Annotated in this window: 11 protein-coding genes; 3 read left to right on the forward strand and 8 right to left on the reverse strand. The window is 35.4% G+C overall.

What is annotated here, in order from left to right:
- Positions 1 to 2: 2 nt before the first annotated feature.
- The 6 genes from D1B17_RS10735 to D1B17_RS10760 all read right to left on the reverse strand — a co-directional run bounded on the left by D1B17_RS10735 (position 3) and on the right by D1B17_RS10760 (position 6,156).
- Complete coding sequence (locus D1B17_RS10735; protein ID WP_120141735.1) at positions 3 to 1,127, reverse strand: acyl-CoA dehydrogenase family protein; 1,125 nt, start codon at positions 1,125 to 1,127, stop codon at positions 3 to 5.
- 611 nt (positions 1,128 to 1,738) lie between these two features.
- Positions 1,739 to 3,007, reverse strand: coding sequence for a D-alanyl-lipoteichoic acid biosynthesis protein DltD (gene dltD, locus D1B17_RS10740; RefSeq protein WP_120141734.1), 1,269 nt, complete (start codon positions 3,005 to 3,007; stop codon positions 1,739 to 1,741).
- A gap of 3 nt (positions 3,008 to 3,010) precedes the next feature.
- Positions 3,011 to 3,250 (reverse strand): D-alanine--poly(phosphoribitol) ligase subunit DltC, encoded by a 240-nt coding sequence (gene dltC / locus D1B17_RS10745; protein ID WP_120141733.1) that lies wholly within the window; start codon positions 3,248 to 3,250, stop codon positions 3,011 to 3,013.
- Positions 3,251 to 3,261: 11 nt separating this feature from the next.
- Positions 3,262 to 4,473 (reverse strand): D-alanyl-lipoteichoic acid biosynthesis protein DltB, encoded by a 1,212-nt coding sequence (gene dltB / locus D1B17_RS10750; protein ID WP_120141732.1) that lies wholly within the window; start codon positions 4,471 to 4,473, stop codon positions 3,262 to 3,264.
- The gene (gene dltA, locus D1B17_RS10755; protein WP_120141731.1) at positions 4,466 to 5,986 is read right to left on the reverse strand and encodes a D-alanine--poly(phosphoribitol) ligase subunit DltA; all 1,521 of its coding nucleotides are present in this window, start codon (positions 5,984 to 5,986) and stop codon (positions 4,466 to 4,468) included. Before dltA ends, dltB begins: the two co-directional genes overlap by 8 nt.
- A gap of 20 nt (positions 5,987 to 6,006) precedes the next feature.
- Positions 6,007 to 6,156, reverse strand: coding sequence for a teichoic acid D-Ala incorporation-associated protein DltX (locus tag D1B17_RS10760; protein WP_120141730.1), 150 nt, complete (start codon positions 6,154 to 6,156; stop codon positions 6,007 to 6,009).
- A gap of 997 nt (positions 6,157 to 7,153) precedes the next feature.
- Between D1B17_RS10760 and D1B17_RS10765 the strand changes: the two genes are divergently transcribed.
- From D1B17_RS10765 to D1B17_RS10775, 3 genes are all read left to right on the forward strand, one after another.
- Positions 7,154 to 7,993 carry a hypothetical protein gene (locus D1B17_RS10765; RefSeq protein WP_120141729.1) on the forward strand — a complete coding sequence of 280 codons (840 nt, stop codon included), beginning with the start codon at positions 7,154 to 7,156 and terminating at the stop codon, positions 7,991 to 7,993.
- A 230-nt stretch (positions 7,994 to 8,223) separates the two neighbouring features.
- Positions 8,224 to 9,300, forward strand: a complete 1,077-nt coding sequence (locus D1B17_RS10770) for an SGNH/GDSL hydrolase family protein (RefSeq protein ID WP_120141728.1) — start codon at positions 8,224 to 8,226, stop codon at positions 9,298 to 9,300.
- Between the two features lie 146 nt (positions 9,301 to 9,446).
- Positions 9,447 to 10,169 carry a GntR family transcriptional regulator gene (locus D1B17_RS10775; protein ID WP_120141727.1) on the forward strand — a complete coding sequence of 241 codons (723 nt, stop codon included), beginning with the start codon at positions 9,447 to 9,449 and terminating at the stop codon, positions 10,167 to 10,169.
- Between the two features lie 603 nt (positions 10,170 to 10,772).
- Here the strand turns inward: D1B17_RS10775 and D1B17_RS10780 are convergent.
- Together D1B17_RS10780 and D1B17_RS10785 are read right to left on the reverse strand one after the other, a co-directional pair.
- A complete protein-coding gene (locus D1B17_RS10780) occupies positions 10,773 to 11,504 on the reverse strand; it encodes a GntR family transcriptional regulator (protein WP_120141726.1) in 732 nt (243 codons plus the stop codon).
- Positions 11,505 to 11,579: 75 nt separating this feature from the next.
- Positions 11,580 to 13,229 (reverse strand): alpha,alpha-phosphotrehalase, encoded by a 1,650-nt coding sequence (locus tag D1B17_RS10785; RefSeq protein WP_120141725.1) that lies wholly within the window; start codon positions 13,227 to 13,229, stop codon positions 11,580 to 11,582.
- Between the last annotated feature and the right edge of the window lie 909 nt (positions 13,230 to 14,138).

The raw sequence follows: 14,138 nt of genomic DNA on the forward strand, positions 1-14,138 counted from the left end.
TCCTAGGCCCGATTCTTTGCTTCAATGAGTGCAATGGCTGTCCGCATCTTTTCTACGGTTCCTTCAGCTATTTCCATAGCTCTAGCATCTCTAATTAAATGTTCAACTGGATAATCAAGACTGTATCCATAGCCACCTAAAATCTGTAAGGCATCATCTCCAGATTTAACCGCACTACGACTTCCATAAGCCTTAGCCATAGCAGCTTCTTCTTCATAATCTTGACCATGATCTTTTAACCAAGCAGCTTTTTGATAAAGCAATTTGGTTGTTTCTTTGGCAACAGCAATATCAGCTACTTTTCTTTGAATACCTTGCATCTGAATAATCGGCGTATCGATTGCCTTACGATGAGTTGCATAATCAGTGACAATATCTAATTCATGTTCCATAATTCCGGTCAAAACTGCTCCCATGAGCACACGAGCATCATTATGGGCGCTATCACCAATTTCCTTTCCCATACCAACTTTACCTAAGAGATGATTTTCATCAACTTCTATATTATTCATGACGATTTCGCCAACGGGTACACCTGTCAAGCCAAGGAAGTTTTCTTGTTTACCATATTCGAAACCTTCCATATCTTTATCAACGACAAAGAATGATAATTCTTCCGGAGCAGTCTTCACTAAGACACAATATATTTCAGCCAATCCACCATTAGTGATCATGATTTTATCACCATTGATGATCCACTTATCGCCCTTCTTTTCAGCATGTGAGGTTATTCCTAAAGGATTGGAACCTCCACTTGGTTCAGTCATAGAAAAAGCTATGATTCGTGATTTAGCTTGTGGAAGATACTCATCTTTTAAAGCTTGATTACCATACTTCACAATCTGATCAACCGATTTGAAGTGACCTTCAAGAGTAACACCTAAACTAGCATTACCACGCGCGATTTCATTGATCATTGCAGCAGTAGTTTCACCATCAAATCCAGCTCCACCGTACTCTTCAGGCAACATTGTACTTAGAAAATCATATTGCTTGATCTTGTTCAAGAGATCATTGACATAAGAACGCGTATGATCAATTTCCATATCATACGGAGCCACTTCATTTTCAGTAAACGACTTGACCATTCTTAAAAGGATTTCTTTACTTGTTTGTTTTTGATCCATCAGAATTCTCCTCACATGTTAATTTTTTCACATACATATGTAAAAAAATATCCAACGATATTTTAATGATTTCATCATAAGATATTTATTTGAAATTGTCCATATAATTATTTTATATATAAAAAGATAACGTTAATATATGTAAGCTATTCATTTATTCAAAATATACCTTAATTCTTAGACAAATTGCTAACTCATAGTGGCCCGAAGCGCTTGACACATTTGACTAATACAATGCGTTCTTTAGTTCTTAGCTAAATCAAAATATACTTTAAACCTTAAGACTCTGGGAGTTATTGATGTGCTTTAAAATGTAATACTTCCATTTACCAACTATTTATTCAAAACAAAAAATAACCTAGCCGGAAGGGCCCAGAAAATTAGGTCGCCGTGAAGGTGGCGTTAGGGATTTATCCCTTACACCACGGGACGACTTTTGAAATTCGCGCACCTTGCGAAGTTCAAAATCGAGATTGGAGACCTTGGCTCCAATCGGTCCCCACAGCGACCTAATTTTCTGGGCCCTTCCGGCGGACTAATACCATCTCCACATCATGCTTAACCTTTAGCTATACACAAAAAAGCTGACGATAAAAATCGTCAGCTTTTAATTATTTATTGTTTGAAAATTTCGTATTGTTAGCCCAAGTATCAGTTAAGAAGTAGCTATCCATCTTATATTGAGTATCTTTAGGATTTGCTTTCTTATCCTTATAGAAGCCCTTTAGGTGATGGTCAAGCATCAACCAACCACGCCAACCCATGTGAATAGTATCTTCGGCGATATAGTTTGGATTCTTAACATGTGATAGGTCCACAATATTGTTGAAACCTTGTGATCTTAATTGATATTTGATTTTTGTATCAAAGTTAGTAATCGTACTCATTGGCATCCCAGTATACTTGACCCAATGTGGGTTAACCGGTTGGATAACGAACATTACTTCGGTCTTGTTTTGTGCAAACATATATAACAAAGCTTGGAAGTCATTGTATTCAGGTGAATGAGTATATGTTACATGACGGTGCGCATTCTTATATCTAACGATTCTCTTTTTCAATTCCTTCTTATAAAAGGAATTTCCGATTTGCAAATCATTATCACTTGAGTGCTTAGCTGCTAATTTAGTAGCTAGTTTATTTAAATCTTTGTAATCATACTTATCGGGTAATTGACTAGCTGCACGATCAATTGCTTTTTCATGGTCATTCATGGAAATTGAACCAAACAAATCATCTTGGCTCTGCAAACTAGAACGAGCAAAGTTTTTAATATAGAAACGTTGGAAGCTAGTAATTTCCTTACCTTCAGAGATTCGTTTCAAAGCACCATCTTCAATCGGTCCTTTATCAACATCCAAATCAAGCATTCGATTAGCAATGTATTTATTCATTGCTTTATCTCCATTGCTTGAATTTAAAATAAAACCGGTCAATTGTAATGGTGACAAGAAATATTTAAATGCATCAGATGGTACACCGGATTTAGTAAACCATTGTGGGGAAATGATAAAGACGGCCTTATTCCCCTTCAAGTTAGTCATCCCTCCGACATTCATTGCCTGTGTCAATGAAGCCGTTCCGGGATTACCTTGCAAAAATGGCTTATTCTTCCAATGATATTTTTGCGCCATGGAAGATGGATGGAACGGATCCATTCTAGAAAGTTCCGATGAACCAATAATAGGGATATAGTTTTCCTTCTCAGCAGCATTCTTAACGCTTTCACCTTTTAAGACCCGAACATCCAACGAAGTAGCAGCTTGTCTAACTTTTTGTGGTGTAACGGTTTTAAAGTTGATTGGAGCCCAGAGAAGGATTAACAAAGCGGCAATAGCAACTATAACAGGTCCAAAAATCATCCATAACTTTTTTTTCATAATCTATTCCAATTCTTGTACTTGTTGAGCAATTTTGTTAACTGTTGACCATTGTGAACGGTCGAATTCTGAAACTGGGACCGTAATATCAAACTCGTCTTGTAAGTTAACTAAAACTTCTACAGTTGCCATTGAATCTAGAACACCGTCTTTGAATAAGTCTTGATCTGCATCTTGACCAGCATCATCCAAACCTGTTACATCTTTTAGAATATCAACAATCTTTGTTTTAATTTCATCCATAATAAATTCTCCTAACTAAACCATAGTGTATTTAAAAATCCTGAGAAGATTAAGAAACTGAAACATACAATATTAAACGTCAAGAAGACGGCAAATGCATGTGTAAATTTGTTGCTTGGAATGCTTTCGCGGTGTTTCTTCTTATACCGTAGCCAAGCATCGTTGGTGATCATTGCAATGGCGTGGAAAATACCATAAACAATGTAGTACCAAGTCTCACCGTGCCAGAATCCCATGATAAGGAACAATGCCACATAACCAAGGTTGGCAATCGTGACACGATTCTTGATCCACTTGTGCTTGATAATTGTGAACATCAAACGCATGTAGATAAAATCACGGAACCAGAATGATAGTGTCATGTGCCATCTGTTCCAGAAATCTTTAATATTCTTGGACTTGAATGGCGCATTGAAGTTCATTGGAGTCTTGATACCCATAAAGTTACTGATTGCGACCGCAAAGAGTGAGTAACCAGCAAAGTCAAAGAACAGATACATACTATAAACATACATGTAAGCTAGAACCCACCAAGACAATCCTAGTGGAGCTTGATATCTGTATGACATAGCCAAAATTTGAACTTTTGGTAGTAATAACGTTCCAAAGAAGTAACCGATAATAAACTTGTAAAGGAGTCCCTTCATCAACTTATCAACACCGCTGTGTAAAAGTTCAACATACTCTTCACGACTAGGAACTTTATCCACATCTTTTTGGAAACGTCTGAAACGGTCAATTGGTCCGGAAGTAATAGTTGGGAAGAATAGTAAGAATCTCCCAAATTCATATGGTGTAATTTTTTTAATCACACCATCACGAATTTCCATGATAATTTCAACTGACTTAAATGTTAAATAACTGATACCCATGAAACCAAAGAGCGAAATCGTTTGATTCTTAAGCAATGGATCCAGTTTGACGAAGACTAATGGCACAATGGCCAAAATAACGAACATAGTAAAGATCCAGAAATTATTATGTTTCTTGCGATACGACAAGAAGATGAAAACTAAAAGCATTTCGTACAGGACGTAACACAATAGTGAAATCCCCTGTGTCATATTTCCACCAAAGAAAGCGGTAATCAAGATAACAACTGTTGCGAAGAAGTCATAAGCTTTAAAGCGTTTACCAAACCATAATCCGATGATTATTGGTAATAAAAGTAGAAGTAGATAGATAAAGTAATGCGGACTGCTGTAAGGTGTAATGTTATCCATTAATTTCGCCTATCAAAGTCTTTCTATCAATTTTTCCATTTTTACTAATTGGTAATTGCTTTACGAACTTCAACACATTTGGAATCATATATTCCATTGTTGTTTCTTTAAGTGAATCTTTAATATCTGCTGTTAAATCTTTCTCGTCATCGTCATTAAATTCATTCTCAAGCACAATGCAAGCAATCATCTTGCTGACTTGTTTTTTGTTGTTATATAAAGGAACGGTACATGATTGCTTGATTTGTTTAAGGTTACCAAGCATTGAATCAACTTCTTCTAGTTCGATTCTATAACCGTGCATCTTAATTTGGAAATCAGTTCTACCGTGATAGAACAACAATCCATCATCACCTTCACTGATCATATCGCCAGTGTGGTAAAAGATTTTGCCATCAATTTCTTCAAAGGCTTTAGCTGTTTGCGTAGGATTATTCAAATAACCCTTAGAAACATCTGGACCACTGACTAATAATTCACCAGTTAAACGGCCAGTTGTTTCATCAATTTCGCCGTTGATCATGTGCTCCATATTGCCCTTCAAGTAACCAATTGGTAGTCGATCATAAGTATCTAAGGATTCTTGATCAATTTTGATTGAAGTAATGGCAACTGTGTTTTCAGTTGGACCATAAGTGTTGTAAAGTTCAGCATCTGGGAACTTCTTCAACAACTTTTTAGCTGTGGCATGTGTTAACTCCTCACCACAGAAAATAAATTTGTTCAAGTGTGGCATATGTTCAGCATCAAATCCTCTGAACAAAAGGCACATTTCAAAGAATGATGGGGTTGAAACCCAGGTATTGAAATCTGAATTAACGATAGCTTCTTGCAGCTTACCAAAATTCTTAGTTGTATCTTTATCAACAACATTAAGCGTTGCACCGCTCATCAAGCCTGGATAGACATCGAAAACTGATAAGTCAAATGAGAAAGGTGCTTGAAGTAACATATTCATTTGATCTGAATAGTTGAACTCCTTTTCAGCCCAATCTGAGAAATCCAAAATATTATTTGTACTGATTTGAACACCCTTTGGTGTTCCGGTTGTACCTGATGTAAAGATGATATAGAAGTTGTCATCAGGCCCAACGCTGCGATTGCTATCGTAAATATTATTATCTGAAGTAAAGATTTGTTCTAACTCAGCCTTTGTGACTTGAGGTGTTTCTACTCCAAAGTCTGTGATGTCACTCCAGTTTAAAATCAACGCTGGTTTAGCAACTGAATTAATTTGAATAACACGTGATGGATCAGAACCATCATCTACTGGAATGTAAGCATGTCCAGCCTTAATTGCGCCCAAGAACATTACTAACATTTCAAATTGTTGTCCACCGAAGATAATCACTGGGCTCTTAGCAGGTAAAAATTGATTTTGTAAGAAACTAGCCACACGATCCGATTTTTGTAGCAATTCTTGATACGTATGTGTTTCATTACCGTTCTCGTAACATACTTTTTCAGGTGATTGCAATGCAGTAGTGGTGATTTTTTCAATGATTTTATTCATATATTTTTCCCTTCTTCCTGCTAAAATTCGTTATAAATAAATTTGGCGCTTCCAACACCGTTATATCCATAGATATATAAGAGCACTAAGAAAATAGCGAAAAATACAACAGTTTTAAGAATAAAAACTGTTACTGGTTTCTTCAAGAATGTCAGCAAATTATTTTTCATAATCTACACCTCACTGAAAGAATTTACTTATGCGGAAATTAATATAACCATTCTCAACAAATGGTGTCAAACCGAAAAATGAATCAAAATAATCAAATATAGTTATTTCTATATCACCTGTATAAACATTATAATAAAAATTTGCACCATACTAATCGGCATATTTCGTAAAAATATTTTGCCTTTTTTAGAGAAAAGCAGTAAGTCCGCTGGCTCAGGCGATATTTGTTTAAACAAGTACATTATAAAAATTTATTCGTCAATTTTCAAACTATACGCATTGTAGCTTGCGATTGTCATTCTAACGTTTGACAAACACAGCCTGTATCGGAATAAGAATCTATTTCCTATTACCGTGTTTTATTATTGAACGTCGTAATTTAAAAGTAAATAACTCTTGTTTACAATGACCAAAGTGTTAGTCTCATGTGACATTTTTGTAAGATAATACGCTTACATTGACCGATACTTTATCGCTTATTTTTTATAAAAATATTCAACATAACTAATATAATAGAAGATTATAAAAATGAGTCTGGGATAAAACACCCTTTCTCCGGTCAATTTACTAGCAAACAAGAGAGCTGTTACATAACTATTTCTTTCTTTAAATGTGGAACAAAACATAATTTTTTATCTTAACCAAACAAGACTAGCAATCCGAAATCGGATTACTAGTCTTGTTTGCTTTGACACTCAGGCCCTCTTTTTCTATATTTTTGAGCTAGTCAACTTAATCATTACATATCAAATGTTTTAAAAAAATATGTTCGTTACTTATTTATTAGAAAATAATCGGTGGCATTTTTAACATTATAAACATATTTTTTGAATATCGGCCAAACCTTTTATAAACATAGATACAGTAGACTTATTTCAGTTTAGATAAAAATCATTTATAAATTACGATACAATCTGTAAAGAATATTTTGCTAAACTCTAATTATGGAGCGGGTCCGTATGGATCTACTAATAAATAAAGTTAGGGGGACATCTGATGAAAATCTTTAAAAACATCGTACGCTTATTAGTACTAACAAGCCTTAGTATGTCCCTCACACCCTTAACTACAGCTAAAGCTACTACTAATAATGAAGCTATTAAAGTCAATAACACCACTGATTCTCTTGCTATTTCCTACTCTGCTAATACAACTCCAACTACTGAGGCAGCAAGTACTGATACTAGCTCTAATACAACAACTACTAAAGCAGACGGCTCCCCAGCTACATCAACTGTTAGTGTCACAGTACTTTCAGGTATTTTGACATTGGAAGCTGTTCCCGATTTTAACTTCGGCACAATGACCGTTGGATCAATCGGTAAATTAAAGAGTAACGTTGTTAATACCGATGGTTTTACAGTTGACGATGGTACTAACACAAGTGACGCAACTGCCGGTCGTGATGGTAATACTGACGGTACACTTTCAGTTATCGATTCACGTAATAACTTAAAAGATATGCCCGGATTTACTCTTTCTGCCGCAATTGGAAAATTGAATCCTACTAACACTGACGGTGGCTCAACACTTGATGCTATCTTACATTTGAATCCAATGCCTCTAGTTAATGAAGAAAACAATAACGTTTCCAATTCAGCAACACCACTCAAAACTGACAAAATTTCTGTAAGCAGTGTAACTGGTAATTCCGCACCAGTTATGAACTTAACAAAGGGCTCATACAATGGCGGATTAATTAAAGCAACCTTCAATACACCAGATTCAGCTAGTCTAGAAATTCCTAATACTGCTGACAATACCAAAACCTCAGCCAAAAATATGAACGCTGTTGTTACTTGGACATTGAATGCTGCACCCGCTACTACAAATTAATTGATGGCCGGCTTTGAATCATTAAAACAAACAAATAGGTCCGTAATCTGCTGCTTTTGGATTACGGGTCTATTTATTTAGAGGACTATGTTTTTGACCTGAAAATAGTTCTATACCAGTCTTCATTTTTTTACAAAAAAAATTAAATAATTTAACTATAACGCCTTTTAAATGTTTAAACATGTTATGATGACTATGAAAAGCCTTTCCATTCCAAAGGGGGACTAATTATGATAACAACTACCACTTGGCAACACACTTTTACAAACTACCAAAATATTAACAACATCAATCCCACCGGACACCAGCATCTAAAAATATTCCAACCACTGGCGACTAAGCGAATTCGTTTACAATTAAACAATTTGTACGATGAAATTCCCTTACAAATTTCAAAACTGGAAATTTACATTGATCCACAAGATAAGAAAACCGTGACCTTAGATGGGAACATAGATTTTCAAGTCGAAGCTCGGTTGATTGAATGGTCAGACTGGATTGATTTTGATATACCTGAGAATTCTTTTTTAAATATCGATATCAGCTCCCCCAATCAAACTATTCATTCAGTTGGAATGACGATTTCGAATAACCTGATTGAAACTGATTTAACTGATACCGCGATTCCCAAATATTTTTTCGGTGTCTCTGGTATCCAAATTAATACTGCTCAAACTTACAAAAAAATTGCATTCTTTGGTGATTCTTTAACTAATCAGGGCAATTTTTCAGCTCCTTTATCAAAGGACTTAGAAAAGGATTTTCAAATCATGACTGCAAACTATGGTATAGCCGGGAATCGTCTCTTGCGACCTGGCCATAGTACCTCACCTTGGTCTGACAGTTTTGGAGAAGCCGGATTCACACGTTTTGATCACATGCTAGCCGATTATCAACCTAATATTGTCATCTTCATGGAGGGTATTAATGACTTGCTACATCCCGGAACAGGCTCACCTATCACCGAATTACCGACTGCTAAGGCAATTGTTACCGCCATTCGTATTCTCAAAGAAAAATGCCGTCAACACGATGCAAAGTTTGTACCAATGACTATTACTCCCGCTGAAGGCAATAGTAACGACAATATTGCTGGATGGAATTACGAAAAGGAAAGTCTACGTCAAGCTATTAATTCTGAATTACGACAATTACCACACGTTATTGATCTTGCTAATCTGACATCTGAAAATAACCAGCTTAAGCCTGAATTTGACTGTGGAGACCACGTTCATTTCTCAGTTACAGGTGGAAAAATTATTGCCCAATATATCAAAGATCAGCTAATTCGTAAAAAAATGGTCTAAATATTCTTAGTTTTTTTGTAATATTTATGAGAATGGAATATATTTTTATTAATTTTATTAACAACTTCCAATTATTATGTTTAAATCATTTTCAATATAATATATTATTAAATAGTATATACAAACAATTTATTGGAGCGCTAAATATGGCTGAAACTACTAACAAAAATATTTATCAGGAACTTAAATCACGTGTCATTAATGGAAAATACAATATCAAGATGCGCTTACCTACAGAAGAATCATTAATTGACGAATTTAATGTTAGTCGCTACGCTATCCGTAAGGCTATCAAGCAATTGTCGGATGAAGGTCTCGTATACAGCGTAAAAGGAAAAGGCGTCGTCGTTTTGGAACACACGCCCCAAACTCAAGAAATCAATTTAAGTCTTAAGGAAATTGACAGTTTGCACACGTTGAATAACTCTGAAGATGTAAAAAGAACAACAATTATCGCTGATTTTCAACAAATAATCGTCGATGAAAAGCTCAGTCACAAAACTTCATTTGCTGTAGGCATTCCCGTCTACGCGATTAAACGTGTTCGTCGTATCAACAATAAAAATGCAGTCCTAGATATTAATTATTTTAATGCTCAAATTGTTCCAAATATAACACCTGAAATTGCTAAAGGCTCAATCTATTCCTATATTAAAGATAATTTGGAAATGAAAATTGCTGTCGTCAAGCGTCAATTAAGAATCGAACATGCTGAACAAGTCGATTACGAAAATTTAAACTTAGGTATCAACAATTGTGTCGGAAACATGATCAGTTTTGCTTTTAATGATGACGGAAAGCAATTCGAGTATACCGAATCACACTTTATTCCTGATAACTTCATATTTAATCAAATCATTAAGTTTTAATATTTTTTGGGGATTGGGTATTTGCCGTCTCTGGGTGCAAGAAATGTTGGCGCTGTGGGGACCGACGAAAGCCAAGGTCTTTCGTCTCGATTTTGAACTTCGCAAAGTACGCGAATTTCAAAATTCGTCCCGTGGTGTTATGGCTGAAGCCATAACACCACCTGCACTGTTGCCAACATTTCTTGCACCCAGAGACTAATGTATTTGTTGTTTTTTAGTATAATTTAACTAACTAATTCGATAAAAAAGTACCGCATTATTCGAAATTGAACACAGAAAAAAAGGCTAGATATTTTTCTGGATTTATATCAAGAAAAATATCTAGCCTTCTTTTATATTCAATTCTAAAAACAAACTTGAGAAAGAACCCATAATCTCAAGTTTGATGTTTTTACTAAAAATTCCAAACAACGAATAAACTAGCCGGAAGGAACAAGAAATTTAGGTCGCTGTGAAAGTGGCGTTATGGCTTTAGCCATTACACCACGGGACGACTTTTGAGACTTGCACGGTTTATGCAAGGATCAAAATCGAGGTTGGAGACCTTGGCTCCGACCGGTCCCCATAGCGACCTAAATTTCTTGTTCCTGGAGGCGGAACCCCTTAATACGACTCGAATCCAACTAATGAATAATGGTTAGGAATATATTTAGTCTCTGTACATTCAAAGAGGTTACCTAAGTCAGTATAGACGTACTTTTTCAATACACCGACACAATTAGCATCCCCAAGATTCAAATTTTTAAATTCTTTTTCAGTGGCAGTTTCAACTGATGCAATGGATCGTGCAGCAGCTATCTTAAAAAGATTTTCGTCGCGAATATATTGATATATCGAACCTTCAGCATCAGCGAGTGACAAATTAGGTACGCTGTCTTTTCTGAAATAACTAGCATCAATCGCCATAGCTTGTCCATTGACCATCCGTAATCGCTCAACATAGTAAGCTGTATCACCCAGGGTAAATGAAGTATGTTTTGATAGTTCTTCATCAATTTGAACTTCTTTAAATTCGAGCACTTTAGTAGTTAATTGTTTGATGAATTTATTTTGGGGAAAACTCATTAAATCTTGAAATCCGAAATGGTTGGCAGCTGAGAAAATCACTCGGTTGTCGACAATTGGTTCCAAAACCACTACACCACGGCCTTTTACCGTATAAACTAAACCGTCAGCTTGTAATTTTTTTAAAGCCCGACGAATTGTATTTCTAGTCACACTAAAACGTGATGACAAATCTTCTTCACCTGGCAAAATTGATTTTGGCGGATAAACATTACTATCAATCTCGCCTTTTAAAATATGGTATATATCTGAATATAAGTTCTTTGGCATATTGTCTCCTCAATTAGTCCTGCAATTTATTAAATTACCCTCTAATGAAAATAAATAGCAATACCCCTCACAGTATTACTTATTTTCTAACATTACAGATTCGTATGGCCGTAAAGTTACCGTTTTATTGCTCATTTCTACGTCCTCATAATTCCCCAACAATAAGTCGAAGCCATCAGCAATTTCTCGCGTTTGAGTTTCTGCAGTAAAATTAGCCATTATTAAAATTTTACCCTTGTCATTAAATCTTTCATAGCTATAAACACTATTATCTTCGGCATTTAGTAATTTATATGCCCCATCTGTTAATAATACCTTATTTTTACGCAAGAAAATCAATGCACGATAGAAATTAAAGACATTATTTTTCATTTTTAAGACTTTTTCAACAGAATAGTCATCATGATGCAATGGTTTTAACCATGGTTGACCAGTAGTGAAGCCGTGATATTTACTAGAATCCCACTGCATAGGCAACCGAGAATTCTCACGTGATTTTTGTTGTAAAATTTTAATTGCTAATTTTTCATCAACACCGTTTTTCATCAATTCGTTGTAGGCGTTGATAGATTCATGATCCTGATATTGGCTGATATCCGTAAAATACGCATTTTTCATTGCAATTTCATCGCCTTGATAAATATACGGTGTCCCTTGCAAGCCAAATTCGACCATTGCTAAAAGCTTGGCCGATTGATCACGATATTTGTCATCATCCGTAAAACGAGAAATAGCTCGTGGCTGGTCATGATTGTTCCAAAAGAGTGCATTCCAACCACCTTGGCGATTCATTTTGACTTGCCAATCACTCAATATCTTCGTCAAGTCAGTCAATTTGTAGTGACCCAAAGTCCACTTATTACCGTCAGTATAGTCAACCTTCACATGATGGAAAGTGAAAGCCATAGAAAGTTCTTGGCGCTTAGGATTAGTATACTTAACAGCTTCAGAAATAGGTGTCGACGAAAGTTCCCCAACAGTCACAAACTTATTAGGTCCAAAGACTTTCTCATACATTTCATGAATATATTCGTGTACGTGTGGTCCATTAGTATAGAAATTACGTCCATCATCTAATGGTGTTTTAAAAGTATCGTTAGGAAGGTTCTTATCTTTAGAAATGTTATTGATAACATCCAAACGGAATCCATCGATACCTTTGTTAGCCCAGTATGTGAGCATCTTAAAAATTTCATAACGTAATTTCTCATTACGCCAATTCAAGTCGGGCATTGTAACATCATATAAGTGCAAATAATATTGACCTAATGATGGTACAAATTTCCAAGCACTACCGCTAAATTTGGAAACCCAATTATTTGGTTCATGACCGTCCACTGGGTCGCGCCAAATATAATAGTCATGATAAGGATTATCTTTTGACTTCAAGGCTTCTTGAAACCAACGATTCTCATTTGAGGTATGGTTCAAAACCATATCCATAATAATTTTGATACCACGTTTATGAGCTTCCTGTAACATCCTCTCGAAGTCATCCATAGTACCAAAAACAGGGTCAATTTGATAATAATCTGCTATATCATAGCCATTGTCATTTCCTGGGGAACGATACATTGGCGTTAACCAAATCAACCCAATGCCTAATTCTTGTAAATAATCTAGACGCGATATAATTCCATTAATATCACCAATCCCATCTCCATTTGAATCTTGGAAACTGCGTGGATAAATTTGATACACAGTTTCTTTTTTCCATTCCTTCATTTAGTCAGAACTCCTCGATTTTAAATTAATTTAAGCCTACTTGACGCGGTAAAGTTTATAATATGTTTATACATCTGTCAACGATTTGATTTTTATATTTTTTAAAAATTGTTACTTAACTACTGTCATGATAGTTATTCCATAGTAATTTAGCAATTATAAATTTTTTTAATTTTTAAATATGCCATTTCAAAGTTATGATAATTCGTTAGTTTTTAATTTTAGATATATTCTCATATTCTTAACTGAGAACCGAAAAATTAAAGATGCCACCTCCAAGAGCAAGAAATTAGGTCGCTGTGGGGACCGACAAAAGCCAAGGTCTTTTGTCTCGATTTTGAACCTCGCACAAATCGCGAGTTTCAAAAGTCGTCCCGTGGTGTAAGCACTAAAGTGCTAACGCCACCTGCACAGCGACCTAATTTCTTGCTCTTTCCGGCTAGTTCATTGTTTGTTTTTGAATCAATGACTAAAATTACTGGATATGTAGTATGTTCTGAATCTTTTGAATTTGAAAATTATTCCAATTCTATAATCAAAAAATCAACTAGCACCACGAGTATTTCTACTATAATTATGAGTAAAATTTAATACGATATAAGCCCCATTATTTTTCTTTTGACTAATTGTACCTGCGGTTTAAAAACTCACGTCAAAACGTACGAATTCGCTAAATAAAAGTATTTATCACTCTGTATCGTTTGCAATTCAAAGTCTAACTTTCTAACTTATTATTTAACCAACTTCTAGCGACTAGATTTACTAACTACGAGACGAGTTTCCAGGCCGAAATTTAAGGCCAATTCTTTTGCGCTAATGGGCGGCATATCAACCTTTGCACGGACACTTTAGCTTTTAAAACACTGTCTCCGAAATAAATTTGTTTACAGTATTGGAATAATAGTTTAT

Origin of the sequence: Companilactobacillus zhachilii (genome assembly GCF_003606365.2) — a bacterium.
GTDB lineage: Bacteria > Bacillota > Bacilli > Lactobacillales > Lactobacillaceae > Companilactobacillus > Companilactobacillus zhachilii.

What these genes read in the sequence shown, in the direction of transcription:
- D1B17_RS10765 (WP_120141729.1), top strand. Translation starts at nt 7,154, where the DNA reads ATGAAAATCTTTAAAAACATCGTACGCTTATTAGTACTAACAAGCCTT.
- D1B17_RS10760 (WP_120141730.1), bottom strand. Translation starts at nt 6,156, where the DNA reads ATGAAAAATAATTTGCTGACATTCTTGAAGAAACCAGTAACAGTTTTT.
- D1B17_RS10780 (WP_120141726.1), bottom strand. Translation starts at nt 11,504, where the DNA reads ATGCCAAAGAACTTATATTCAGATATATACCATATTTTAAAAGGCGAG.
- dltC (WP_120141733.1), bottom strand. Translation starts at nt 3,250, where the DNA reads ATGGATGAAATTAAAACAAAGATTGTTGATATTCTAAAAGATGTAACA.
- D1B17_RS10785 (WP_120141725.1), bottom strand. Translation starts at nt 13,229, where the DNA reads ATGAAGGAATGGAAAAAAGAAACTGTGTATCAAATTTATCCACGCAGT.
- D1B17_RS10775 (WP_120141727.1), top strand. Translation starts at nt 9,447, where the DNA reads ATGGCTGAAACTACTAACAAAAATATTTATCAGGAACTTAAATCACGT.
- dltB (WP_120141732.1), bottom strand. Translation starts at nt 4,473, where the DNA reads ATGGATAACATTACACCTTACAGCAGTCCGCATTACTTTATCTATCTA.
- D1B17_RS10735 (WP_120141735.1), bottom strand. Translation starts at nt 1,127, where the DNA reads ATGGATCAAAAACAAACAAGTAAAGAAATCCTTTTAAGAATGGTCAAG.
- dltD (WP_120141734.1), bottom strand. Translation starts at nt 3,007, where the DNA reads ATGAAAAAAAAGTTATGGATGATTTTTGGACCTGTTATAGTTGCTATT.
- dltA (WP_120141731.1), bottom strand. Translation starts at nt 5,986, where the DNA reads ATGAATAAAATCATTGAAAAAATCACCACTACTGCATTGCAATCACCT.
- D1B17_RS10770 (WP_120141728.1), top strand. Translation starts at nt 8,224, where the DNA reads ATGATAACAACTACCACTTGGCAACACACTTTTACAAACTACCAAAAT.